The 23,884-nt window shown below is 67.2% G+C and carries 27 protein-coding genes and 1 tRNA gene; 23 read left to right on the forward strand and 5 right to left on the reverse strand.

What is annotated here, in order from left to right:
- The first annotated feature begins 128 nt into the window (after positions 1 to 128).
- The 5 genes from ASD59_RS05605 (at position 129) to ASD59_RS05625 (ending at position 3,589) form a co-directional block, all read left to right on the forward strand.
- Positions 129 to 596 carry a MaoC family dehydratase gene (locus tag ASD59_RS05605; RefSeq protein ID WP_235561720.1) on the forward strand — a complete coding sequence of 156 codons (468 nt, stop codon included), beginning with the start codon at positions 129 to 131 and terminating at the stop codon, positions 594 to 596.
- Between the two features lie 78 nt (positions 597 to 674).
- Complete coding sequence (locus ASD59_RS05610; protein WP_235561721.1) at positions 675 to 1,172, forward strand: MaoC family dehydratase; 498 nt, start codon at positions 675 to 677, stop codon at positions 1,170 to 1,172.
- Between the two features lie 10 nt (positions 1,173 to 1,182).
- The gene (locus ASD59_RS05615; protein WP_055829471.1) at positions 1,183 to 1,620 is read left to right on the forward strand and encodes a Zn-ribbon domain-containing OB-fold protein; all 438 of its coding nucleotides are present in this window, start codon (positions 1,183 to 1,185) and stop codon (positions 1,618 to 1,620) included.
- Positions 1,617 to 2,807: a lipid-transfer protein gene (locus ASD59_RS05620; protein WP_055829475.1), complete on the forward strand. Its 1,191-nt coding sequence runs from the start codon at positions 1,617 to 1,619 to the stop codon at positions 2,805 to 2,807. Before ASD59_RS05615 ends, ASD59_RS05620 begins: the two co-directional genes overlap by 4 nt.
- Positions 2,804 to 3,589, forward strand: coding sequence for an enoyl-CoA hydratase/isomerase family protein (locus ASD59_RS05625; protein WP_055829478.1), 786 nt, complete (start codon positions 2,804 to 2,806; stop codon positions 3,587 to 3,589). Before ASD59_RS05620 ends, ASD59_RS05625 begins: the two co-directional genes overlap by 4 nt.
- Before the next feature lie 6 nt (positions 3,590 to 3,595).
- Here ASD59_RS05625 and ASD59_RS05630 read toward each other — a convergent pair whose 3' ends face one another.
- A complete protein-coding gene (locus ASD59_RS05630; protein WP_055829487.1) occupies positions 3,596 to 4,489 on the reverse strand; it encodes an alpha/beta hydrolase in 894 nt (297 codons plus the stop codon).
- Entirely contained in the window at positions 4,476 to 6,341 is a 1,866-nt protein-coding gene (locus ASD59_RS05635; RefSeq protein WP_235561722.1) for a flavin-containing monooxygenase, read from the reverse strand. The genes ASD59_RS05630 and ASD59_RS05635 overlap by 14 nt, the downstream gene beginning before the upstream one ends.
- Before the next feature lie 33 nt (positions 6,342 to 6,374).
- On the opposite strand from ASD59_RS05635, the gene ASD59_RS05640 reads away from it, so the two are divergent.
- From ASD59_RS05640 to ASD59_RS14195, 6 genes are all read left to right on the forward strand, one after another.
- Complete coding sequence (locus ASD59_RS05640; protein ID WP_055829493.1) at positions 6,375 to 6,698, forward strand: hypothetical protein; 324 nt, start codon at positions 6,375 to 6,377, stop codon at positions 6,696 to 6,698.
- Between the two features lie 167 nt (positions 6,699 to 6,865).
- Positions 6,866 to 9,385, forward strand: a complete 2,520-nt coding sequence (locus tag ASD59_RS05645) for an ATP-binding protein (protein ID WP_055829496.1) — start codon at positions 6,866 to 6,868, stop codon at positions 9,383 to 9,385.
- A 284-nt stretch (positions 9,386 to 9,669) separates the two neighbouring features.
- Positions 9,670 to 9,840, forward strand: coding sequence for a DUF2924 domain-containing protein (locus tag ASD59_RS14530; RefSeq protein ID WP_082560087.1), 171 nt, complete (start codon positions 9,670 to 9,672; stop codon positions 9,838 to 9,840).
- On the forward strand, positions 9,837 to 9,968 hold the full coding sequence (locus ASD59_RS14535) for a recombinase family protein (protein WP_235561734.1): 132 nt from the start codon (positions 9,837 to 9,839) through the stop codon (positions 9,966 to 9,968). Before ASD59_RS14530 ends, ASD59_RS14535 begins: the two co-directional genes overlap by 4 nt.
- Positions 9,965 to 10,744, forward strand: a complete 780-nt coding sequence (locus tag ASD59_RS13865; RefSeq protein ID WP_235561732.1) for a recombinase family protein — start codon at positions 9,965 to 9,967, stop codon at positions 10,742 to 10,744. Before ASD59_RS14535 ends, ASD59_RS13865 begins: the two co-directional genes overlap by 4 nt.
- A gap of 202 nt (positions 10,745 to 10,946) precedes the next feature.
- On the forward strand, positions 10,947 to 11,420 hold the full coding sequence (locus ASD59_RS14195; RefSeq protein ID WP_055829503.1) for a hypothetical protein: 474 nt from the start codon (positions 10,947 to 10,949) through the stop codon (positions 11,418 to 11,420).
- Positions 11,421 to 11,804: 384 nt separating this feature from the next.
- On the opposite strand, the gene ASD59_RS05660 is transcribed toward ASD59_RS14195, so the two are convergent.
- Positions 11,805 to 11,894, reverse strand: a tRNA-Ser gene (locus ASD59_RS05660).
- A 95-nt stretch (positions 11,895 to 11,989) separates the two neighbouring features.
- Here ASD59_RS05660 and ASD59_RS05665 point away from each other — a divergent pair.
- Genes ASD59_RS05665 through ASD59_RS05690 form a run of 6 tightly spaced genes read left to right on the forward strand, consistent with a single transcriptional unit; the run spans position 11,990 to position 17,129 of the window.
- Entirely contained in the window at positions 11,990 to 12,802 is an 813-nt protein-coding gene (locus tag ASD59_RS05665; RefSeq protein ID WP_055829507.1) for a septal ring lytic transglycosylase RlpA family protein, read from the forward strand.
- Between the two features lie 37 nt (positions 12,803 to 12,839).
- Complete coding sequence (tmk, locus tag ASD59_RS05670; RefSeq protein ID WP_055829510.1) at positions 12,840 to 13,466, forward strand: dTMP kinase; 627 nt, start codon at positions 12,840 to 12,842, stop codon at positions 13,464 to 13,466.
- Entirely contained in the window at positions 13,463 to 14,443 is a 981-nt protein-coding gene (locus ASD59_RS05675) for a DNA polymerase III subunit delta' (protein WP_055829512.1), read from the forward strand. The genes tmk and ASD59_RS05675 overlap by 4 nt, the downstream gene beginning before the upstream one ends.
- The gene (locus ASD59_RS05680) at positions 14,440 to 15,228 is read left to right on the forward strand and encodes a TatD family hydrolase (protein ID WP_055829515.1); all 789 of its coding nucleotides are present in this window, start codon (positions 14,440 to 14,442) and stop codon (positions 15,226 to 15,228) included. Before ASD59_RS05675 ends, ASD59_RS05680 begins: the two co-directional genes overlap by 4 nt.
- Entirely contained in the window at positions 15,225 to 16,037 is an 813-nt protein-coding gene (locus ASD59_RS05685) for an MBL fold metallo-hydrolase (protein ID WP_055829518.1), read from the forward strand. Before ASD59_RS05680 ends, ASD59_RS05685 begins: the two co-directional genes overlap by 4 nt.
- 18 nt (positions 16,038 to 16,055) lie before the next feature.
- On the forward strand, positions 16,056 to 17,129 hold the full coding sequence (locus tag ASD59_RS05690) for an alpha/beta fold hydrolase (protein WP_055829519.1): 1,074 nt from the start codon (positions 16,056 to 16,058) through the stop codon (positions 17,127 to 17,129).
- On the opposite strand, the gene ASD59_RS05695 is transcribed toward ASD59_RS05690, so the two are convergent.
- Together ASD59_RS05695 and hemB are read right to left on the reverse strand one after the other, a co-directional pair.
- Positions 17,126 to 17,455: an MmcQ/YjbR family DNA-binding protein gene (locus ASD59_RS05695; protein ID WP_055829522.1), complete on the reverse strand. Its 330-nt coding sequence runs from the start codon at positions 17,453 to 17,455 to the stop codon at positions 17,126 to 17,128. The genes ASD59_RS05690 and ASD59_RS05695 overlap by 4 nt on opposite strands.
- Positions 17,452 to 18,456, reverse strand: coding sequence for a porphobilinogen synthase (gene hemB / locus ASD59_RS05700; RefSeq protein WP_055829524.1), 1,005 nt, complete (start codon positions 18,454 to 18,456; stop codon positions 17,452 to 17,454). The genes ASD59_RS05695 and hemB overlap by 4 nt, the downstream gene beginning before the upstream one ends.
- Before the next feature lie 305 nt (positions 18,457 to 18,761).
- Between hemB and ASD59_RS05705 the strand changes: the two genes are divergently transcribed.
- The 6 genes from ASD59_RS05705 to ASD59_RS14540 form a co-directional block, all read left to right on the forward strand.
- Positions 18,762 to 19,901, forward strand: a complete 1,140-nt coding sequence (locus ASD59_RS05705) for an isobutyryl-CoA dehydrogenase (protein WP_055829527.1) — start codon at positions 18,762 to 18,764, stop codon at positions 19,899 to 19,901.
- A 24-nt stretch (positions 19,902 to 19,925) separates the two neighbouring features.
- A complete protein-coding gene (locus tag ASD59_RS05710; RefSeq protein WP_055829530.1) occupies positions 19,926 to 20,975 on the forward strand; it encodes an enoyl-CoA hydratase/isomerase family protein in 1,050 nt (349 codons plus the stop codon).
- Between the two features lie 85 nt (positions 20,976 to 21,060).
- A complete protein-coding gene (locus tag ASD59_RS05715; RefSeq protein WP_235561723.1) occupies positions 21,061 to 21,822 on the forward strand; it encodes a class I SAM-dependent methyltransferase in 762 nt (253 codons plus the stop codon).
- 63 nt (positions 21,823 to 21,885) lie between these two features.
- Positions 21,886 to 22,647, forward strand: a complete 762-nt coding sequence (locus tag ASD59_RS05720) for a class I SAM-dependent methyltransferase (protein ID WP_055829534.1) — start codon at positions 21,886 to 21,888, stop codon at positions 22,645 to 22,647.
- Positions 22,589 to 23,632: a 3-hydroxyisobutyrate dehydrogenase gene (gene mmsB / locus ASD59_RS05725; protein ID WP_082560088.1), complete on the forward strand. Its 1,044-nt coding sequence runs from the start codon at positions 22,589 to 22,591 to the stop codon at positions 23,630 to 23,632. Before ASD59_RS05720 ends, mmsB begins: the two co-directional genes overlap by 59 nt.
- A gap of 153 nt (positions 23,633 to 23,785) precedes the next feature.
- Positions 23,786 to 23,884: hypothetical protein (locus ASD59_RS14540; protein ID WP_235561733.1), on the forward strand; the 99-nt coding region annotated here is incomplete at its 3' end.

Here is a 23,884-nt window from a genome sequence, read left to right on the forward strand (position 1 = left end):
CGCCCGGCTTGAACGTTATCAACGTATGCGTTGACGAACGATTTGAAGTGGTGCAGCGTGACGTGCTTCGCGGGCTAGGCCAGCGGGACTGGAGTCTTCGCCCGCCCAATCCGTTTGAAGAGTGACGCATGTTCTCGGAGACCCTACCCATGACCTCCCGATCACCCGGCAGCGCATTCCGGCATCGGATCACGACGGAAACGCCCGTAGGCTTTGAACTGCAAAGCCTCAAGAAGAAGGCGGCGATCCAGTTAATGGGGTCGCGGCTGTGGGGGCGTTTCAACCCCAACCATTGGGACCCGGTCTATGCGGCGTCGACGGGTCTGGCCGCCCCGATCCAGACGGGCGAGATGTCATCTGCCTACATCGCCGAGATGTGCGTCAACCACTTCGGCGAGGACCTGTTCCGCAACGCACGCGTGGTTTGCAAATACATCGCCTCGACCTTGGCCGACGAGGTGATCAGCACCCACGGCGTGGTGCGCGAGAAGATTCCAAAAGGCGACGGCTACCGGTTTGTCGTCGACACCTGGGCCCGGAATGAGGCCGGTGAAAAGAAGACCGTCGGCTGGGTCGAAGTCGATGTCGGGGTCTGATCGGCGGACCCTCGCCGCAACCGAAGTCTTACAGGCAGTACAATGAGCAGCATTTCACAAACGGATGCCTTGCGGCCCATGTCGCCGATCCAGATCGAGCAGACACGGGACTTCATCGACGGGCTGGCCTCCGTCGCCGAGCCCTATTGGAACATGGTCGAGATCGGCGACGAACTGGTCCGCGAACTCGAGATCACGCCCGAGTTGGTCATCCTCTATGCGGACGGCGTGGAGGACTTCAATCCCTGGTACGAGGGTTGGAAGATGAATACCTGGCGGACGGAGGGGGAATCGCCCTTCGGCGGGGCCATAGTCCCCCCGTTGCTGGTGTCCCACTTCGTGCTGTCCGTGCAGTTCGATCCCGCTCGGCCGTTCGCCATCGGCTCTATCCACACCTTCCACGACTCCGAAATCCTGGAGCCCATTCCTGTCGGCGCTACTGTCCGCATCACCACGCGGGCGGCTGACAAATACGTCAAGCGCGAGCGGCGTTATGTGCGCCATGCCGTGACGGTCGAGGATGTCAAAACCGGCGTCCTCTACTTCCGTGAAACGCGCGACATTCTTTCCCTGTGAGGCTCCGGAAATGACCTTCTCGGCCGTCCCCGTCGTCGAAGGCCTGTTCGAGGTGGAGGCAGAGGTCCCTCGTCTGAACGGTTCCCGCTGTGTGGGGTGTGGGGCGGTCTATTTCCCCTCTTCGTCCAACTGCCGGAACCCCGAATGCCATGACCCACACGTCGCACCCGCGCTGATCGGCGGTCTTGGAGAGCTTTACAGCTACACCGTCCAGAATTACCGCCCGCCTCCGCTGTTCCAGATGGAACCGTGGGCGCCGTATGCGATCGGTCTGGTGGATCTTGCGGACGGCCTGCGCCTGATGGCGGTGCTGTCCGTGCCCGTCGAGGACATCCATATCGGCATGCCCGTCAGGCTCGCGGTTCGGACGCTGTACAACACGAATGAGAGCGGCGAAGTCACGACGCACGTTTTCGTAGCGGACCTCGGGCGCGGAGCCGTGTCATGAGACCGGTCTATTTGCTCGGCGTCGGGGCCCATCCCTGGGGCAAGTGGCCTGAAAAGACCCAGATCGCGCTCGCGCTCCACGCCATGGGCGCTGCGCTCAAGGACGCCGCCCTCGACTGGAAAGACCTTCAGGGTCTGGTCGCCGCCAGTTCGCGGTTCGAAGGCGGGATGGGCTGGGGTCTTCACGCCAACGAGGCGGTCCAGGCCGTCGCCGAGCGAGGAATCGCCTGCGTCAATGTCGGCGGCGCCTGTGCGGCGGGGGCCATTGCCTTCCACACAGCGCACATGATGGTCGCCAGCGGCCAGTATGACGTGATGGCGGCGATGGGCGCCGAGCGGATGCCCAAGGGGTTCATCCCGCGGCCGCCCGGCAGCGCCGACGACATCAGCGACAGCGATTATCTGCGCTGGGTCACCATGGGGGCGACCAATCCGGCCTACTGGGCGATGGAGACCCGCCGGCGCATGCATGACTTCGGCACCAGCGCCGAAACCCTGGCGGCCGCTTCCGTCCTGATGCGCCGCAACGCGGTGCACAATCCGAACGCCCGCTTCAGAACGGCCTCGACGGTGGGCGAGGTGCTGGCGTCGCCGGTCGTCAGCGATCCGCTGCATCTGCTTGAAATCTGCGCCGTGAGCGACGGGGCGGCCGCGGTCATCCTGGGTACGGAAGCCCAGGCGCGGCGCGCCGGCGGCCCCATGATCCAGGTCGCCGCCAGCGCTATCGCCACCGGGACATTCGGCGATCCAGCGGCGCGAATTCCCACAGTGTCCGCCACGCCGAGGCCCGGCGTGCCGCATACGAGCGAGGTGGTCTCGGCCGTGCGCCGCGGCTGGGAGATCGCCGGCGTTGGTCCCGGGGACATCGACCTGATCGAGATCGCCGACAATACCGCCTGGCACATTCTGGCATGGCCGGAGTTCTTCGGTTTCCACGCTCCGGGCGAAAGCGACAGAAGACTGGCGGATGGCGAGTTCGAGATCGACGGTTCGCTCCCGATCAACCCCAGCGGCGGTTTCCTGTCGTTCGGCGAGGCCACGACGGCCCAGGCGCTGATGCAGGTCTGCGAACTGGGGTGGCAACTCCGCGGCCAGGCCGGGGGGCGCCAGGTGCCGGACGCCCGCATCGCCATGTCCGCCGTGCTGGGCCTGGGGGCCAACGGCGGCTCCGTTGTCCTGAAACGATGAGCGAGGCTGTCCAGATCGAGGTCCGGGATCGCGTCGCGGTCCTGACTCTTTCGCGCCCCGACACCGGCAACGCCATCGACCAGGAGATGGCCGACGGCCTGCTGAAAGCCGCCCTGGCCTGTGCATCCGACGACGACATACGGGCGGTGGTGCTGACCGGGCAGGGGAAGTCATTCTGCGTTGGCGGCGACGTGAAGGCCTTCGCGGCCGCCGGTCCGGGTGCGTCGATTCTCGTGCAAGGCCTGACCGCGTCCCTGCATATGGCGGTTGCGCGACTGGCGCGGATGGACAAGCCTCTGGTGACGGCGATTAACGGCGCAGCGGCCGGCGCCGGCTTTGGCCTGGCCATCCTGGGCGACGTCGCTTTGGGGGCCCGATCGGCGAAGTTCGCTATGGCCTATGGCGCGATCGGCCTGACGCCCGATGGCGGGGCGACCTGGCTCCTGCCACGCTTGGTCGGATACCGCCAGTCGCAGCGGCTGGCGCTGACCGGCGCGCGGATCGATGCCGTGGAGGCCGAGCGGATCGGGCTGATCACCCAGGCGATCGACGACGAGGCCTTGCAGGACGAGGCCTTCACACTCGCCGAGACGCTCGCACAGGGTCCGCGGCGCGCCTTCGCCCGCACGCGGGCCCTGCTGCATCAGGCCCTGTCCAACGGGCTGGAGACGCAGCTCGAACTGGAGGCGCAAGGCATCGCAGAGGCCGTCGGCCTGCCCGAGGGCCGGGAGGGTATCACCGCCTTTGTCGCCCGTCGTCCGCCCGACTTCGGCGGCCTCTGACCTCGCTCAGGTCAGGGCAGCGACCAGCCCTTCCGCAAGGCGCGCGATTGCGTCGTCGCTGCGTCTACTGCCCTGTGGGAGGCCCGCGAACCCGTGGATCATGTCCGGATAATGGTAGGCCTTGACCTCTACGCCCGCCTTCCGTGCTCGCTCGACCAAAGCTTGTCCCTCGTCCCGTAAGGGATCGAAGCCAGCCGTAATGACCGTGGTGGACGGCAGCGTCGACAGGTCGCCACCCATCAGGTCGACCATGCCGTCCCTGGCGTAGGCCTGCCATGCCCACAGCATGAACGTCCGCGTCAGCATGTGGTCCTGCCCAAGAGCCAACTGGGATGCGCTGGCGCAGCCAGGGTCCACCGCCGGATAGAGCAAGGCCAGACCCTTGACCGGCTGTCCGACGGCCGCCGACCCCAGCGCGGTCGCCAGGGCCAGCCAGGCTCCTGCGCTGTCTCCAGCCAGCTCGACGGGGAGGCCGGCAAAGCGCGTTCTGACCCAGTCCAGGGCGGCGACCGCGTCGTCCATGCCCGCAGGGTACGGATGCTCCGGGGCCAGCCGGTAATCGACCGCGACCAGGGTCAGGCCGCTGCTCAAGGCAAGGCGTCGGCACACGGCGTCGTGGGTTTCGAGGTTGCCGAAAACGAAGGCTCCGCCATGCAGAAAGACCACGATAGCCCGATCCGGCCCCGGCGCTGGCCGATAGACACGTAGAGCCAGGGGTCCGCCCGGCCCGGTGATCTCCACGTCCTCGACGGCGTGGACGTCCGGTCTGGGCGCACGCGCGAGATAGCCGTTGGCTCCCGACCGAAACGCCGTCAGATCCGTGGGCACGCTCAGGGCAACGCGCGGGTCCGTGAGCCACTTGGCCAGATCGGGGTCCAGCGACCCGTCAGGAAGCGGCACGCATCGTCTCGCTGCCGCGCAGGTCGAAGCCCTCGTAGCCTTGCGCCGCCGCTTTTTCGAGGATGCGGCGATAGCCACGGACACCGCCGGAGTAGGGCATGAAGACGCGGGGCTTACCGGGCATCTCGGCCCCGATGTAGTAGGATGGCGTCTTCATATAGAGGGTCTCATGGGCGCGGGCGTTGACGTGGTCCACCCAGTCTGCCTGGGCCGCCTGTGTCGCCTCGATCTCCGATACGCCCTGCTGTCGCGCCGCGTCGAAGAGGGCCGCCAGCCAGTCGATCTGTTCCTCGCTCGACAGTATGACATTGCTCAGAAGGGACGGGCTGCCGGGTCCGCCGACGAAGAACAGGTTGGGAAAGCCGTGGACCCCGATGCCCAGATAGCTGGCCGGACCGCCGGCCCAGGCGTCCTTCAGGGTCTTGCCGTCCCGGCCCACGATATCGATCTTCAGGATCGAGCCGGTGAAGACGTCGAACCCCGTGGCATAGATCACCACGTCGAACGGTATATCCTGCGCCGTCGTGCGAACACCTGTCGGGGTGAAGCGCTCGATCGGCGTCTCGCTGATGTCCACCAAAGACACGTTTGGCCGGTTGAAGGTGGCAAAGTAGCCTCCATCGACGGAAGGCCGGCGCGTTCCGAAAGGGAAGCCCTTTGGCACCAGCTTGTCGCGCAGCGCCGGGTCCTCGATCTGCTCGCCGATCTTTCTCTGCACGAAGGCCGAGGCGATGTCGTTGGCGGCCTGGTTCAGCAGGATATCCTTGAACGTCAGGGCAAAGCCAAACCCCAGACGGTTCCAGGCCGCCTCGAAGGCCCGTTCGCGCTCGTCCGGATCGACCTCGGCGGCGGACCGGGGATCGGGCGCAAAACCGAGGCCGCTGGGGGAGTTCCGCGCGGCCTCGCGGCGTGTGCGGTAGTTGGCCTTCACCGCCCGATCTTCCTCGTCCGAAACGGGCGCATTGGCGGCGGGAATGGAATAGTTCGCTGTCCGCTGGAAGACCGTCAGGTGCTCGGCCTGGGCTGCGATGATCGGTGTCATCTGTACCCCGGATGAACCGGTGCCGATAATGGCCACCCGCTTGCCCCGCAGATCGACCGGCTCGCGTGGCCAGCGGGCGCTGTAGAAAATCTGCCCCTCGAACGCCTTCTGTCCCGGATAGGTCGTCGCCTTGGGTGTGGACAGTTGACCCACGGCCATGACGAACCGTTGGGCGGACCAGCGCCGCCCGTCTTCCGCCTCGATCAGCCAGCGGCCCGTGGAAGCGTCCAGCTCTGCGCGCCGAACGCGCGTGTTCAGGCTGACAGAGCGGCGCAGGTCAAAACGGTCGGCAACGTGATTGATATAGCGCAGGATTTCCGGCTGTTTCGCGTAGCGCTCGGTCCATCGCCATTCCTGTTCCAGCTCTTCGGAAAAGCGGTACGAATAGTCGAAGCTTTCGACGTCGCAGCGGGCTCCCGGATAGCGATTGAAGTTCCAGACGCCGCCGATCTCGTCGGACGCTTCCAGCACCTGAACCCCGAACCCTTGTGCCCGGAAGGTGTGAAGGGCGCGCAGGCCGGCCAGTCCGGCCCCTATCACGACGACGTCGATATGAACGGCTTCAACCATAGCGCTCTCCCTCCTTCGAGGTTGCCACGGTGACCAATGCTCGTCAACGATGGTGTTGATTATGGAGGACTGCTTGGGTGCTGTCAGTCTGATGGCAACCAGTCTCGACGCTGGGCGCGGCAGAAGAGCTGGTATGCGTGTGAGGTTCGAGTCTCTGGCCCGGTTCAGCGAATGGCGTTTAGGCGAGGCGAGGGACCAACGTCTGCTTTTGGGCAGAAAGCTTTTGCCGGAAGCGGACATTGGCGCGGCCTCACCTACAGAGCTACTGTGGCGATGACCTATGTCGAAATCGGACGGCTGATCCTTTTCTTGGTCCCCGTCTACGCCATCGCGTTTTTCCTTTTCCCTTCGCACTTGGCATCTTATTTCGAACGGGATGGCCTGCCGAGCCATGAGATTGTGCGGCAGTTCCGCGTTCTCGAACGACGGCGTCTCTGGATTGGAGCGGGGGGCTTCGGGGCGTGCTTGCTTTTGCTCCCGCTCCACGGGTCACACGTGACCTTTATGGTGACCATGATCGCCGGGTTGGCAGCCCTGTGGGTGGCAGACGCCTTTCAGTTTTGCAGCATTTCGCGGGATCACCGGAATGTCGCCTGAGGGTCGGGAGCGGACAATGGTCTACGGGTCGATAGACGACGCTAGCGTCAGGCGGGAGTGCTACGTCCTCCGCCCGACCTGCAACGAAGATGCGGAATTCTCGCCAATTTTAACGGCATGTGCACCGCATGCAGCCACCATCCGGGAGCAACTGTCAGGAGTATGGCGTGCATCCCGCTCCCAAGCCTCAAGATGAGGCTGGTCGTCTCAAGGCGCTTCGGCGCCTGAAGCTTCGCGACATCCAGCAATCGCTTCATCTGGAACGCGCGACCCGCCTCGCTCGTCGCTTAACGGCGAGCCTGAGTGCATCCGTCGCCTTCGTCGAAGACGATACGGTTTGGTACGCAGCTGCCGAAGGCCTTGCGGCGAGCGACCAGCCGCGCCACGAGACCGCCTCGGCTTGGGTGATCCTCTCGCCGGACGTCCTCTGGATTGAGGATTGCCGCAAGGATCAGCGCTTTGCCGATGGCTCCATGGTCGTCGGTCCGCCTTACATCCGCTTTTTCGCGGGCGCCCCGATCACAATTCAGGGATATCGCATCGGCTGCGTAACGATTGTGGACCCGGCGCCGCGGCCATTCGACGCCTCGCTCGCGGCCGCCTTGGCCGACGTTGCGGGACTGGTTGGTGACGAGATCGAGCTGCTGGCGGCCCGCCGCAGCCTGGAGGCGGCCCGCCGGCGAGCTGAGCGGTCGTCAGCCAAAGCGGTTAGCGCCAGCGTGCTGATGAGCGAGATGGTGGAGGCTCTGCCCGTGGGAGTGGCCTTGTACGACGGAGAGGACCGGCTGGCCGCGTGGAACAGTGGATATGCCGGGTCAGCGGGCTCGTTCGCCATGCACCTGAAGAAGGGGCGACCGTACCGACAGCTCTTGCAGGGGGTGCTAGCGGAAGGAGGCAAACCCGAGATCGTTGGGCGCGAAACTGCGTGGATCGAGGAGCGGGTGAGGGGGCGACGAATGGCCGACGCGGACCCGCACGAACAGCTCCAGAGCGACGGTCGCTGGTTCCAAGTGCAGGATCGCAACCTTACGTCGGGGGGCGTTCTGAGCAGCGTCATCGACATTACGGAGTTGAAACGGCGCGAGTTGTCCTTCGAACTGCTGTTCTCCGCAAACCCGGTCCCTCTCGCCATCATCGAGAGGTCAACGGGTACTTTCATCGACGTAAACGAGGCGGCTGTAAGACAATACGGCTACGCGCGAGACGACTTCGTCGGGATGTCCTTGGCGGATATCCTTCCGATCGAGGAGTGGGAGGCGTTCCTGGCGTTGAAGTCGGAAGGATTAGGGAAGGTTTATTCGGCCGAGCGGGTGTGGCGGCACTTTACCGCGGAGGGTCGTGAACTGCTCATCGCGCCTTATATCGTCGCCACAGAATTCGAGGGAAGGGCGGCGCTTATCGGAGCGCTTATCGACGTTACCGCGCAGATGGAGGCAGAAAGGCAACTGCTTGCGACCGCGGAGCGGGAACGGGTTGCCCGGGACGCCGCGGAATCGGCGAATCTCGCCAAGACCGAATTCCTTGCGAACATGAGCCATGAAATCCGGACCCCGCTCAACGGGGTCGTGGCGATGGCCGATCTGCTCGGCGCCACGGACCTGGCGTCGGCGCAAAAGGAGATGGTGGAGATCATCGGCACGTCCGGCCAGATGCTCAGTCATCTGCTGGCAGACATCCTCGATTCCGCCCGTATCGAGTCCGGCAAGCTTCAGATCGAGCGGGTCGAGGTGGACATCGTCGACCTAATACGTTCGGTTGTCGGGCTCTATCGTCTCCAGGCAGCGGCCAAGGGCGTCGATCTGGCTTTTGATAGCGGAGATGTCCGCGATCTGTGCGTCTGGGGCGACGGCGTCCGTCTTCGCCAAGTCGTCGGGAATCTGGTGTCGAACGCCATCAAGTTCACCGAGGACGGTGCGGTCAAGGTTTCGCTGAGCGTTGACGGCCCTGGACTGCTGCGGATCGATATCGAGGACTCCGGCATCGGCTTTGATCCCGCCATGAAGGCGCAACTGTTCGGGCGCTTCCAGCAGGCCGACGGCACCATCACACGGCGTTTCGGGGGCACCGGGCTGGGTCTGGCGATCAGTCGCGAACTGGCCATGCTCATGGGAGGCGAGCTTGACTGCGCCAGCGAGCCGGGTCGCGGATCGCGGTTCTGGCTCTCCCTTCCGTTCGAGGAGGTGGCGGCCATCTCGCCAGCGCCGCAAGCTTCCCCCGAGGTTACCATTCGGGAGATCCCGCTACGGGTGCTGCTGGCCGATGACCATCCCACCAACCGCCGGGTGGTGGAGCTGATGCTCGCCGACACCGGGATCGAACTGACGATGGCGGAGGATGGATGCCAGGCGCTTGAACTCTTCCGGGCGCAGTGCTTCGACGTGATCCTCATGGATATGCAGATGCCCGTCATGGACGGCCTCACGGCGGTCCATGAAATTCGCCGGGAAGAGGCGTCACGCACCCGGCCGCGCACCCCGATCATCATGCTGACGGCCAACGTGTTGCCGGAGCATGTGACCGCGGGCACGAAAGCGGGTGCGGACGGCCACCTCGCGAAGCCCCTCAACGTTCGGGCGTTGTTCGAAAGCATCGAGGCCGCGGCGACCCGCGTTTCCGATCATGAAGCGTCGCCTTCGCCAACTCTGGGCGCCGCTCTTAAATCCCAACCATCGGCGTCAGCGGTGTGAAAACGTGGCATGGGCCGGGCCGTTAGACAGGCTAGCGCCATGGACGGCGTGCTGCCCGCGCGCGGATGCACCCCTATCGGCCCGACACGTTTCCGTAGCAGATTTGGCTACGGGTTCCACCCCAAGTCTAACACCTGCCTCGCCTATTCTATCAGGCACACCCCCGCCCGCGCCCCCCCCCCCCCCATTGAGCCAAATGCGGCGGTTACCGTTCAGATCAAGCCGATTCACGACAATCATCCGCAGGTCATCAATTGGGCACCCAGCCGCCCGCCGCCGGTCAGATGCAGTTGTTGGCTGGGCAGGTAGAGCGCTCCGGTCAGATCGATGGCGCCGGCGGGTTTCTCTACGCAGGCCAGCGCTGGAAAAGCCTTTCCGAAATCGCTCGCCAGATTACGGGAAGCCGCTGGAACGGGCCTCGCTTCTTCGGACTGGGCAAGGAGGCAGTGCGTTGAAGGCGCTGCGCTGCGCCATCTACACCCGCAAAAGCTCCGAGGGGGGTCTGGAGCAGAGCTTCAACTCGCTGGATGCCCAGCGCGAGGCCTGCGCCGCCTACATCGTCTCGCAGAAGGGCGAGGGCTGAAGCCGGTCCGGACCGTCTACGACGATGGCGGCTTCTCCGGCGGGAACATGGAACGCCCGGGTCTGGTCAGCCTGCTTCGCGACATCGGCTCCGGCCTGATCGATGTCGTGGTGGTCTACAAGGTGGACCGCCTGACGCGGTCGCTGCCGGATTTTGCCCGGATCGTCGACCAGTTCGACCGCAAGGGGGTTTCGTTCGTCTCGGTGACCCAGGCGTTCAACACCACGACCAGCATGGGCCGGCTGACTCTGAACGCGCTGATGTCATTCGCTCAGTTCGAACGCGAGGTCACAGGCGAGCGGATCCGGGACAAGATCGCCCAGTCCAAGGCCAAGGGCATGTGGATGGGGGGCGCACCACCCCTTGGCTACGCCGGCCACGAGCGGACCTTGAAGATCGTGCCCGACGAGGCGACCACCGTGCGCCGCATCTTCGCGCGCTATCTCGAGCTCGGCTCGGTGCATCAGCTCAAGTTGGAACTCGAACAGCAGGGGGTCACATCGAAGGTCAGGGTTTCCGGGAAGGGCAACCGGACCGGCGGGCTGCCGATCAACCGCGGGGCCCTGTTCCACATGCTGCGCAATCCGATCTACGTCGGCGACATCAAGCACCGCGAGAAGGTGTTTGCCGGCTTGCACGAGCCGATCATCAATCGGCCAACGTTTGACGCCGTAGGCGTTACGCTTGCTGCCAATGGGGGTGCGAGGCGCGCCAGGCGTCAGTCATCACCGGCGCTGCTAACCGGCCTGCTGAAAGATGCCACCGGCGGCCGATGAGCCCCGTGGCGACGCGGCAGGAGGAGCGGACCTACCGGTACTATGTATCGACGGCCGTTCAGCGCGGGGAAACTCGATCCGGTCAAAGCCATCCTCGCGTATCGGCTCTTCTGGTTGAGACAACGATTGTGGAGGCGCTCCGCGAGGTCACGGGAACAGCCTCGGCGAATGGTCCTCCCTGCGCCCACTCCTCACATCCGTCATGCTCATCGATCACTCCGTCCGGCTCCTGTTTGCGCCCGGACTCGAAAGCCGGCTGTGTCGCCGGTCGCGCCATGAGCTCATCGAGACCTCCGACGGGTTGATGCTGACGCTCCCTGTGAATCTGGCCATGCGAGGCGGAAGATCATGGACTACCGCATCCATCGACGCGCCGACGAACCGCAGGAGAATCGACAAGGTGCTGGTCGCCGGACTGCGGCGGGGACACCGTGAACTCCGACAAGCGGGCGCTGACGTGATGCTCCGGAGGCCTGCATGGCGGGAGATGGCCGGGATCAACGATCCCTATATCCGCAAATTGGTCCGCCTCGCCTTCCTCTCCCCCGACATCCAGCAGGCCATCATGGATGGCCAGCAGCCCGTCGGTCTCACGCTCGAGGTTCTTCGAGAGAGCGAAGTGCCTTGCAGCTGGGATGCACAACGACGTCTGCTGGGCTTCGGCCAGCCAGCTTAGCCGCCTGCTTGATGCGAAACTGGGCGTGGTTTTGAGCGTTGCAGGACGTGTTTTCCGCCCAAACTGGACCTGTTATCACCTGTTAATTTTGCGACTCCTCGAGCGACGCAACCTTGCTGCGGGCCGGCAGTCAGGCGCTTTCCGCCGGAATCCGCGACTTTAGGCCGGCGATCCTGAGCGTGCTTTTCGTCAGAACAGGCGGAACTCGCATTGCTCAAAGGGTGTGCGGCCGCGGACCGGCAGAGACGGAAGCGCGAATACGCGCCTGGTACGGGCTATCCAGCGCAGGAACGGCGGCGCAGCTCACCCATGCGCAGGCTTTTGGCGCGGCAATACCGTGGCTTGGAGGGCCAACTACCCTTCAGAGCCGGCTCGGCGAAACGGTGGCGGACAGGGTGGGATTCGAACCCACGGCAGGCTTTCACCTGCGGCGGTTTTCAAGACCGCTGCCTTAAACCACTCGGCCACCTGTCCGTCGTATCGAGCGCATGGGCCGCATAGCGCCAAACGTCCTGTTAACCAAAGCGGAAATGTCTCGGGGCATCCTTCCGGCGTTCAGGGACGGGGCGATGAGGACGAAACTCACCATCAAGCTGGTCAGGGGCGCCCTGGCCGTTGCGCTGCTGTCGCTTCTGGCCGCCTGCGCCGGCGGCGCGCGACCGGATGCCGGCCGTCTCCCGGTCGTGACGGATCCCGCGCCGATTGTCGCGGGGACCATGCGCCCCTATCAGATCCGCGGACGCTGGTATCAGCCGGAAGAACAACCCCGCTACGACGAGACCGGCATGGCGTCCTGGTACGGAGACCAGTTCAACGGCCGACCGACCGCGACCGGCGAGCGATTCGACATGCATGCGCTGACGGCCGCGCACAAGACGCTGCCGCTGCCCGGACTGGTGGAGGTCACCAACCTGGCCAACGGCCGCCGCATCGTTGCGCGGGTCAACGATCGCGGCCCGTTCGTCGACGGCCGGATTATCGACCTGTCGCGCGGCTCGGCCTCGGCGTTGGGCCTGCTGTCGGCGGGGGTGGGCGAGGTGAGGGTGCGTTATCTGGGTCGGGCCCCCCGCATCGGTGGCGGGACAGCGCTGCAATACGCCGCGACGCCGGCGCCGCGGCCAATTGCGGCTCCGCCTTCTGAACCCGCGCCCGGCGACGACGCCTACTGGATCCAGGCCGGCGCCTTTCCGGACCGCCGGGCGGCGCGACGCGTCGCCGATCGGCTGGGACATCGCGCCACTGTCGATGTCTCGTCCGGCGGCGGCGAAGGGCTGTTCCGCGTTCTGGTGGGGCCGTGGCCCGACGCCAACGCCGCGGAACACGCCCGCCAGGCGGTCATCGCGCGCGGATACGCCGACGCCCTGTTGATATCGGCGCGCTGAGGCTTGCGAACCGGGCCGGCGCCGCCATTGTGCGCCGGTGACCCAGGGCAGATTCATTACATTCGAAGGCGGTGAGGGGACCGGCAAGTCGACCCAGGTCGCGCGCCTGGTGGAACGCCTGCGCGCGCGTGATCTCGAGGTGGTCCAGACGCGCGAACCGGGAGGGTCGGCGGGGGCCGAGGACATCCGCAACATCGCCCTGAATGGCGACGCTGGCCGCTGGTCGCCCATGACCGAGACGCTGCTGATGTTCGCCGCCCGAAGCGACCATCTGGAGCGAACCATCCGGCCCGCGCTGGAAGCGGGACGCTGGGTGGTCTGCGACCGCTTCGCCGATTCCAGCCGCGCCTACCAGGGCGTCGGCGGCGGAACGCCCGCGGCGTTCATCGAAACGCTCGATGCCGCCATTGTCGGCGACACCCAGCCGGACCTTACCCTGATCTTCGACCTGCCGGTCAGTATCGGTCTGGAGCGCGCCTTCGGACGGGGGCTGTTCGAAACGCGCTTCGAGTCAAAGGGGCTGGAATTCCACGAGCGTCTGCGGCGCGGCTTCCTCGACATCGCCGCGCGCCATCCCGAGCGCTGCGTCGTCATCGACGCCGACGGGGATCAGGACGCCGTTGCGGCCCGCGTGTGGGCGGCGATAGAGGCGCGGCTGCTGTGAGCGAGCATCCGCGCGACCGGTTCGACCTGATTCCGGACGCCGCGGCCGAGGCGGCGTTTCTGGACGCCTTCGACAAGGGTCGGCTCCACCACGCCTGGCTGCTCTGCGGCGTCGAGGGGTCCGGCAAGGCGACGTTCGCCTACCGCGCCGCCCGCCGTCTGCTGGGAGCGGCGCCGGATCCATCGCGCGGCTTGCTGGGGACCCGGCCGGACGATCCGGTCGCCCGTCTGGTCACGGCCCAGTCCCATCCCGACCTGCTGGTGCTGGAACGCGCCGTCGAGGGCGGCAAGACGAAGAAGTCCATCTCGGTCGATCAGGCCCGCGACCTGCCGGAGTTCTTTTCCAAGAGTCCCTCGCAGGCCCATTATCGGGTGGCGATCATCGACGCCGCCGATGACCTGAATCTGAATGCGGCCAATGCCTTGCTCAAGGTTCTTGAAGAGCCGCCGGAGCGCGGGGTGCTGTTCCTGGTGACCCATGCGCCGGGGCGTCTGCTGTCGACCCTCCGCTCACGCTGTCGCCGTCTGGCCTTCCCGGTCTGGCCCCTGCATGCGCTGGAGGAACTGGTCCGCAACCAGACCGGCGTGTCTTCGGCCGAGGCCGCGCGCATCGCCGCCATGGCGGCCGGCTCGCCGGGACAGGCGCTGGCCTTGGCCTCCGGGGCCACGCTGGAGGCAGACCAACTGGCCCAGGCCTGGGTCGCGGCGCCGGCCGTGGACCGGGCCGAGGCCCTGGCCGTGGCCGACCGGTTCCGCGGGGCGGAAGGGCAGGAGCGGTTCGAAACTCTGATGGACCGGCTGATCGCGGCCGTGAAGGTGCGGGCTCTGGAGGAGGGGGCCTCGGGGGCGCGTTGGGCCGAGCTGTGGAGCCGCCTGTCCGAACTGCCGGACCGGACCGCCGCCATCAATCTGGATCGGGGAGACGTCCTGGCCGGAGCCCTGGCCGACCTGCAGCGCACCAAGGCGGGCGGCGGATGATCATCGACAGTCACGTCAATCTGCACGCCCCGCAGTTCGACGAGGATCGCGACGCGGTCATCACCCGGGCCCGCGCGGCCGGGGTCGGCCTGATGGTCGAGATTTCCGACAAGCTGTCGACCTTCGAGGCCACCCACGGCCTGGCCATGGCCCATGACGACATCTGGTGCACGGTCGGGGCCCACCCGCACGAGGCCAAGGATCACGTCGACCTGACCGCCGACCGGCTGGTCGAGCTGGCGGGGCGTCCGCGGGTGGTCGGGATCGGCGAATGCGGGCTGGATTTCCACTACGACCTCAGCCCCCGCGACGTTCAGGCGGCGGTGTTCCGGACCCATATCGCCGCCGCGCGCCGGACCGGCCTGCCGCTGGTGGTGCACACGCGCGAGGCCGACGACGTCATGGCCGCCATCCTGGCCGAGGAACAGGCCGAGGGACCGTTCCGGTTCCTCATGCACTGCTATACCAGTGGCCCGGAACTGGCGGAAAAGGCGGCGGAGCTGGGGGCATGGTTTTCCGTGTCCGGGATCGCCACCTTCAAGGCGGCCAGCGATGTGCGCGAGATCGTGGCGGCCATGCCGGCGGACCGGATCATCGTCGAGACCGACTGCCCCTATCTGGCGCCCATGCCGCACCGGGGGCGGCGCAACGAGCCGGCTTGGGTGGTTCATGTGCTGGACAAGCTGGCGGAGATCCGCGGCTGGAGCCGGGACGAGGCCGAGGCCCGCACGACCGACGCCTTCTTCGCCCTGTTCGACCGCATCCCGCGACCGGAGGGGGCATGACCGGGGCGACGGGCGAGCTGGAGGTGGTGATCCTCGGCTGCGGTTCGTCGGGGGGCGTGCCGCGCGGGGACGGCGACTGGGGCGCCTGCGATCCGGCCGAGCCGAGGAACGCCCGCACCCGCTGTTCGCTGCTGGTCCGCCGCCACGGGCCGGACGGCGTGACGAGCGTGCTGATCGACACGTCGCCCGACCTGCGGGCCCAGGTGCTGGCCGCCGACGTCCGCCACATCGATGCGGTGCTCTACACACACGACCACGCCGACCAGACCCACGGCATCGACGACCTGCGGGTCTTCGCCCAGCGGGCCCGTCGGCGGCTCCCGGCCTGGATGGATGCGGCCACCTACGCCGCCCTCCACGAACGGTTCCGCTACATTTTCGAAAGCGTGGAAGGCTATCCGGCCATCCTCGACGACAAGCTAATCCCGCCGCATGGCGAGGCCTGGTCGGTCGAGGGCGCAGGCGGCGCCATCCCGGTCCTGACCTTCGACCAGGCCCACGGGCCGATCCGCTCCGTCGGCTACCGCATCGGGCCGGTGGCCTATTCCAGCGACGTGTCCGACCTCGACGAGGCGGCGATCGGGGCGGTGCGGGGTTGCGCTCTGTGGATCGTCGACGCCCTGCGCTGGACCCCGCACCCGACCCACGCTCATGTCGAGAAGGCGCTGGACTGGATCGCGCGGTCGGGCGTGAAACGCGCCGTTCTGACCAACCTGCACCTTGATCTGGACTACAACGCCCTGAAGGCTGCTGTGCCCGGGCACGTCGACGTCGCCCATGACGGCTGGTCGGCGCGGCTTTCGCTTTGACGATGGAGACCTGACGCGATGAAACGCCTGGTTCCGGCCCTGTGCGGCCTCGCCGCCCTGCTGCTGTCCTCGGTGGCGGCGGCCCAGCCTGCGCCGGCGGAGGGGCATTTCAGCGTCGCCGACTTCGTCCTCGCCTCCGGCCAGGCCCTGCCCGAACTGCGCATGCATTACCGGACTCTGGGCCAGCCGCGCCGCGGCGCCGACGGGCGGGTCGAGAACGCCGTGCTGCTGTTGCATGGGACGGGCGGGACAGGCGCTCAGTTCCTGTCGCCCCAGTTCGCCGGCGAGCTGTTCGGGCCCGGCCAGCCGCTGGACATCGCGCGCTACTACATCGTCATGCCCGACAACCTCGGCCACGGCGGCTCGTCGAAGCCGTCGGACGGCTCGCGCGCCCGCTTTCCGGAGTACGGCTACGCGGACATGGTCGAGGCGCAGCGCCGCTTGCTGACCGAGGGCCTCGGCGTCGATCGCCTGCGACTCATCCTCGGAACCTCGATGGGCTGTATGCACATCTTCGTCTGGGCCGAAACCCATCCGGACTTCGCTCAGGCCCTGATGCCCATGGCCTGCCAGCCGACCGCCATCGTCGGCCGCAACCGGCTGTGGCGCACCATGCTGAAGGATGCGATCCGCAGCGACCCGGTCTGGGCCGGCGGCGACTATGCCGCCCAGCCCGTCGAGGGGCTGCGCGCCGCGGTCGACCTGCTGCTGCTGGCGGGCTCGGCGCCGATGGCGATGCAGCAGGATCTGGCGACCCCGGCCGCTGTCGATGAGTGGCTGGCGGCGCAGCAGGCGCGACGCATCCCGGCGCTGGACGCCAACGACCTCTGGTATCAGGTCAACGCCTCATTCGATTACGATCCCTCTGCCGGGCTGGAGCGAATCACCGCGCCCATGACCTGGATCAACTCGGCCGACGACTTCATCAATCCGCCGGAGCTGGGCCTGGCGGAGCAGTTCATGCCGCGCATCGCCGGCGTCCGCTACCGGCTGATCCCCAACAGCGCCGGGGGGAAGGGGCACGGGACCCACACCTGGGCGGTGTTCTGGAAGGACGACCTGGTCGACCTGCTGGGGCGGTCGGAACCCTAGAGCGCCGCGATCGCCGACCGCGGGGCGCGGTGACGCCACGCCCGGGTGAGGGCGTCGCGCAGGGTCGCCTCGTCCACCCCGGCCACGAACACCAGCGTTGCGCCGCTCTTGCCCCAGCCGCCGGGGACCGGGGCGAAGATCGCCGGTTCCGCCTCCACCAGCATCGCCTGTTCCTCGGGCTTGAGGAGCACCATGCCGGCGTCCTTGTCCGGATGCAGGCTGGCGAAGATGCGATTGCCCACCCGGAAGTCGGTGCGACCCATGTGCGCGCCCTGAACCGCCTCGGGCAGGCTGAGGGCGACGCGCGTGAAGTCGTCGAGCGTCATCCGCCCAGCAGCCGCGCCGCCTGCGGGGCGAAATAGCTCAGCATCCCGGCGCACCCGGCGCGCTTGAAAGCATGCAGGGATTCGAGGATGGCGCGGTCCTCGTCGAGCCAGCCATTGGCCATGGCGGCCCGCATCATCGCGTACTCGCCGGACACCTGATAGGCGAAGGTCGGAATTTTGAAAGTCTCTCTAACCTGCTGAATAATATCGAGATACAGCATCCCCGGCTTGACCATGACGGCATCGGCGCCTTCGGCGATGTCCATGGCCACCTCGCGCAGGGCCTCGTCGGAATTGGCGTAGTCCATCTGGTAGGTCTTCTTGTCGCCGGTCAGGGCCTTCGCCGACCCCACGGCGTCGCGGTAGGGGCCGTAGAAGGCCGAGGCGTATTTGGCGGCGTAGGACAGGATCATGGTGTCGTGGAAGCCGTTGGCCTCCAGCGCCTCGCGGATGGCCTGGACGCGGCCGTCCATCATGTCCGAGGGGGCGACCACGTCGGCCCCGGCGTGGGCGTGGATGAAGGCCTGTTCGGCCAGCCGCTCGAGGCTGGCGTCATTGAGGATGCGACCGTCCTCGACCACGCCGTCGTGGCCGTGGTCGGTGTAGCAGTCCAGCGCCACGTCGGTGATGACGCCGATCTCGGGGGCGGCGTCCTTGATGGCCCTGATGCAGGCGGGGATCAGGCCGTCGGGGTCGGTCGCGCCCGTGCCGATCGCGTCCTTGAGGGCCCCGTCGACATTGGGGAACAGGGCCACGGCGGGGATGCCGAGATCGCGCGCCTCGACGGCGGCGGCGGCGGCGGCTTTCGGCGACAGGCGGAAGACGCCGGGCATGGAGGCGACCGGAACCCGGTCCTCGGCGCCGTCATGGACGATCAGCGGCCAGACGAGATCGGCGGGCGTCAGCGTCGTCTCGGCGACCAGCCGGCGGACCCAGGGGCTGCTGCGCAGGCGGCGGGGGCGGGCGTAGGGGAAGGCGGCGGGGGCGAACGGCTGGGTCATGCAGCGGTCATAGGCGGCTTGGCGGCCGGGGAAAACAGGGGCCGAAGCGTTTGGCGGGTCCGGAGCGGTGGGTCCCCGCGCGAAAACGCGGTGCAAGGCGTGCGAACCGTGCGCTGCGAGCGTGGCGTCTCAAGAGTCTCATGCGTCTCATCCGTTCATTCCCCGCCGGTCACAGCCGCCCTCGCAGGCAATCTGGCACGCCCTGCGTCAGAAACGGACGTAGGCCGAGGGTGACGCCGCGGCAGGGGTTGGATAGAAGCACCGCGAGCGGCCCGGCAGAGGCCGACCACGACCCAGGAGCTTTCATGGACTTCGCCCTCAACGACGACCAGCGCGCCATCCAGGACGCCGCCCGCCAGTTCGCCGAGGCGGAGCTGGCTCCGCACAGCGCCGAATGGGACGAGACCAAGCATTTCCCGGTCGACGTCATGCGCCAGGCCGCCGAGATGGGCTTCTGCGGCATCTACACCGGCGAGGAGCACGGCGGCATGGCTCTGGGCCGCGTGGAGGCGGCGCTCATCTTCGAGGAGCTGTCGCGGGGCGACGTGTCGACGGCGGCCTTCATCTCGATCCACAACATGGCCACGTGGATGATCGACAAATTCGGCTCCGACGATCTGCGCGGCCGCTATGTGCCCTCGCTGGTGTCGATGGAGCGGATCGCCAGCTACTGCCTGACCGAGCCGGGTTCAGGGTCTGACGCGGCGGGCCTGCGCACCACGGCCCGGCTGGACGGCGACCACTGGGTGCTGAACGGATCCAAGGCCTTCATCTCGGGGGCGGGGACATCGGACGTCTATGTGGTCATGGCCCGCACGGGGCAGGACGGGCCCAAGGGCATTTCGACCTTCGTCGTCGACAAGGACGCGCCGGGCCTGAGCTTCGGGGCACAGGAGAAGAAGATGGGCTGGAACAGCCAGCCCACGGCCATCGTCGCCTTCGACGACTGCCGCATCCCGGCGGCGAATCTGCTGGGCAAGGAAGGCGACGGCTTCCGCTACGCCATGATGGGCCTGGACGGCGGCCGGCTGAATATCGCCGCCTGTTCGCTGGGCGGGGCGCGGCTGGCGCTGGAGGCGGCGCAGGCCTACGTCACCACGCGAAAACAATTCAACAAGCCGTTGTCTGATTTCCAGAATGTCCAGTTCAAGCTGGCCGATATGGCGACCCAGCTGGAGGCGGCGCGCCTGCTGGTCCTTCGCGGCGCCTGGGCCCTGGACGCCCGCCACCCAGAGGCGACGAAATGGTGCGCCATGGCCAAGCGGTTCGCCACGGACGCCTGTTTCGAGATCGCGGACGAGGCCCTGCAGCTGCACGGCGGCTACGGCTATCTGAAGGACTATCCGCTGGAACGGATCGTCCGCGACCTGCGGGTCCATCGCATTCTCGAGGGGACGAACGAGATCATGCGGGTGATCACGGCGCGAGAGATGTTGCGGCAGTGACCCGGCGCCCGTAGAGCGGCCCCCATGAGCGATTCCGAAGTCCTGACCCGCGTCGAATCCGGCGTGGGCCGCATCACCCTGAACCGACCCAAGGCGCTGCATGCGCTGAACCGGGACATGTGCGAGGCGATGACGGCCGCGCTGCTGGCGTGGCGCGAGGACGCGGCCGTGCAGTCCGTCATGATCGACCATTCGGGCGAGCGAGGCTTCTGCGCCGGCGGCGACATCCGCATGATCGCCGAGAGCGGGGCGGGGGATGCGTCGGAGGCCATGGCTTTCTTCCGGACCGAGTACCGGCTGAACCACCTGATGTTCGAATATCCGAAGCCGATCACCGCGATCGTCGACGGCATCGTCATGGGCGGCGGGGTCGGCATCTCCGAGCCGGCCGAGGTGCGGATCGCCACCGAGCGCACGACCTACGCCATGCCCGAAACCGGCATCGGCCTGTTCCCCGACGTCGGCGGCGGCTGGTTCCTGCCGCGGTTGCCGGGCCGGACCGGCGTCTGGCTGGCCCTGACCGGGGCGCGGCTGAAGGCGGCGGACACGGTGGCCCTGGGCATCCATACGCACTTCGTACCTTCTGACCGGGTCGAGGCGCTGAAGAGCGCCCTGATCGCCCATCCCGCCGCACCGAAAACCGTCGCGGACACTCTGGCCTCCGATCCCGGCGCCGCGCCGACGGCGGCCCATCGCCAGGCCATCGACCGGCTGTTCGCCTTCGACACGGTCGAGGCCATCTTCGCGGCGCTCGAGGCGGACGGGTCCGAATGGGCGCTGGCCCAGCTGGCCGTTCTGAAGACCAAGTCGCCGCAGTCGATGAAGATCACCCTGCGCCAGCTGCGCACCGGGGCGACGCTGGGAACCTTCGCCGACAACATGGCCATGGAATACCGGCTCGGCGGCCGGGTGGTGCGCAGCCACGACTTCCAGGAGGGGGTGCGCGCCGTCATCGTCGACAAGGACAATACGCCGAACTGGTCGCCGGCCGATCTGGCCGGGGTGACCGAAGCGACGCTGGACGCCCTGTTCGCGCCCCTGCCGGCGGCGGAGGAATGGTCGCCGCTGCCCTGAGCCGCCGGCTGTGAGGTCTTGCATCCGCGCCGGTTCCGGGGCGTAGCTTGGCGCGGGAACAGGAGGGATCGTGATGATCAGGACCTTGGCTATTGCGCTTGCGGCCTCGGCGGCCCTGGGCGGCTGCGCGTTGACGGACGGCCAGACCGTCTTCCCCGGCGGCGAGGCCCGGGCGGGGCTGGAAGCCGGCCACGCCGCGGCCGTCGCCGACCCCCGGCGTCTGCCGGCCGAGGTCGCGCGGGATCCGCTGCGCAAACCCGCCGACATGCTCGCCCTGATGCGGCTGGCGCCGGGGCAGGCGATCGCCGACATCCGCCCGGAGGAGGGATATTTCACTCGTCTGTTCGCGCCGGCCGTCGGTCCCGGCGGCCGAGTCTACGCCTTCGTGCCCAATCAGACGGCGCAACGCGAGAACGCCTTCGCCGACACCCTGGCATCGACCTATCCGAACGTCAGCCGGGTGACGGGCGCGCTGGAGACGATGACCTTCGACCGGCCCCTGGACGTCGTCTTCATGGGCGAGGAGTACCATGACTTCACCATCCCCCGGTTCGGCGTGGACGTGGCGCGCATGAATGCGGCGGTGTTCGCGGCCCTGAAGCCCGGCGGCCTCTACGTCATCCTCGATCATCAGGCCGCCGACGGGGCGGGAATCAGCGTCGCCGGAACCCTGCACCGGATCGAGGCGGCCGAGTTGCGTCGACAGGTCGAGGCCGCCGGCTTCGTCTTCGACGGCGAGAGCGACGCGGTTCGCGTTCCGGGCGACGATCATTCCCTGAGCGTGTTCGACGAAAGCATCCGCGGCCGCACCGACCGGTTCGTCTATCGCTTCCGCAAACCGGGCTGACGGGGGACGCTTCAAGGTCTAGCTTCCGGCCAGCGCCGCCATAGCGCGTCAGGAGGATTTCCCATGCGTCGTTCCCTGTTCATGGCCGCCGTGGCGGTCGTCGCCCTGTCTTCCGCCGGCTGGACGGTCGCTCCAGCGGTCGACTTCTTCCCCCATAGCTATGCGGCCGCCCTGGCCGATCCGATCCGCACTGACGCGGATCGCGCGAGGGATGAGTCGCGTCATGCGGCCTATACGCTGGACTTCGCCGGAGTGAAGCCAGGCGAGAAGGTCGCCGACATGATCATCGGCGGCGGCTATTTCACCCGACTCCTTTCGGCGGCCGTGGGGCCCGAGGGCCATGTCACCGCCTGGCAACCCGAGGAGTTCATCGCCTTCCAGGCCAGTTATGGCGACAGCCTGAGCGCGGCGGACGCCCTGCCGAATGTGGACGGCGTCCGCTCGCCGATCGGCGCGCCCGGCTTTCCGGCGGGGCTGGATCTGATCTTCACCGCCCAGAACTACCACGACCTGCACCTGCAGCCGTTCCCGACGGACACGGCGGCCAGGATCAACGCGGCGGCCTTCGCGGCGCTGAAGCCGGGCGGCCGCTATGTGATCATCGACCATGACGCGGCGGCCGGTTCGGGCCTCGGCGCGGCCCACACCCTGCACCGGATCGACATCGAGGCGGTCAAGCAGGAGGTCCAGGCAGCCGGCTTCGTGCTGGACGGCGAGAGCGGGGTTCTGGCCAATCCGGAAGATCCGCGAACGGCGAACGTCTTCAATCCGGCGATCCGGGGCCGGACCAGCCAGTTCATGCTGCGATTCAGAAAGCCGGGCTGAGCGAAAATCCGCCCGGCGCCGCTGGCGACAGGGCAGGGGACGGGCTAACGCTCCCGAAAATCATTCGGGAGACCACGCCATGACCCTCAGGATCGCCTTCATCGGCCTCGGCAACATGGGCGGAGGCATGGCGGCCAACCAGGCGAAGGCCGGCAACGCCGTCTCCGCCTTCGATCTGTCGCAGGACGCTCTGGATCGCGCCGCCGCCGCGGGCTGCACCCCGGTCGGGTCCGTGGCCGAGGCGGTCAGGGACGCCGACGTCGTCATCACCATGCTGCCCGCCGGTCCGCATGTGCTGAAGGTCTATTCGGAACAGGTGATCGGCGCCGCGCCGACCAGCGCCCTGCTGCTCGACTGCTCCACCATCGACGTCGACACGGCCCGCAAGGTCGCCGGTCTCGGGAAGGACGCCGGCTACGCCTTCGCCGACGCCCCCGTCTCGGGCGGCACCATGGCGGCCGACGCCGGCACCCTGGCCTTCATGGTCGGCTGCGACGAGCCGGACTTCGCCCGCATCGAGGCGGCGCTGGAGCCGATGAGCCGCGCGACCTTCCGCGCCGGCGACCACGGGGCGGGGCAGGCGGCCAAGATCTGCAACAACATGATCCTCGGCATCACCATGCTGGGGACCTGCGAAGCCATCGGCCTGGCCGAGAAGCTGGGCCTCGATCCGGTGAAGATGTTCGACATCGTCGCCAAGTCTTCGGGCCAGAGCTGGTCGACGACCACCTACTACCCGTGGCCCGGCCCGGTGCCGACGGCGCCGTCGAACCGCAACTATGACGGCGGCTTCGCCACGGCCATGATGCTGAAGGACCTGAAATTGGCGCAGGACGCGGCGGCCAAGGTCGGGGCGACCACGCCGCTGGGGGCCCAGACCGAGGCGCTGTTCCAGATGTTCAACGGCCTCGGCTACGGCGGCCGCGACTTCTCGGCCATCCTGCAGATGCTGCGCGGCAAGCTGGACGATCTGCCGAAGGGGTGACGGAGCCGCAGGAGCCGCCGGACCCCATGGGGCAAATTCTGCGAACCGTTATCAATTAAGGTCTTGCGGCGATTTGTCGGGCCGTTCGCGTGGACAAATCCACCGTCAAGGCGCATCAGACGGGGGCATTTTTACCGCGCAGAGCTGTTCGTTTTGTACGACTACAAGGCCGCATTCGGGACCGCCGTGGAGCAGGTCAGGGGCGAGGGGCGCTATCGCGTCTTCGCCGACCTCAAGCGCGTGCGCGGCCAG

This window comes from Brevundimonas sp. Root608 (assembly GCF_001427825.1).
GTDB lineage: Bacteria > Pseudomonadota > Alphaproteobacteria > Caulobacterales > Caulobacteraceae > Brevundimonas.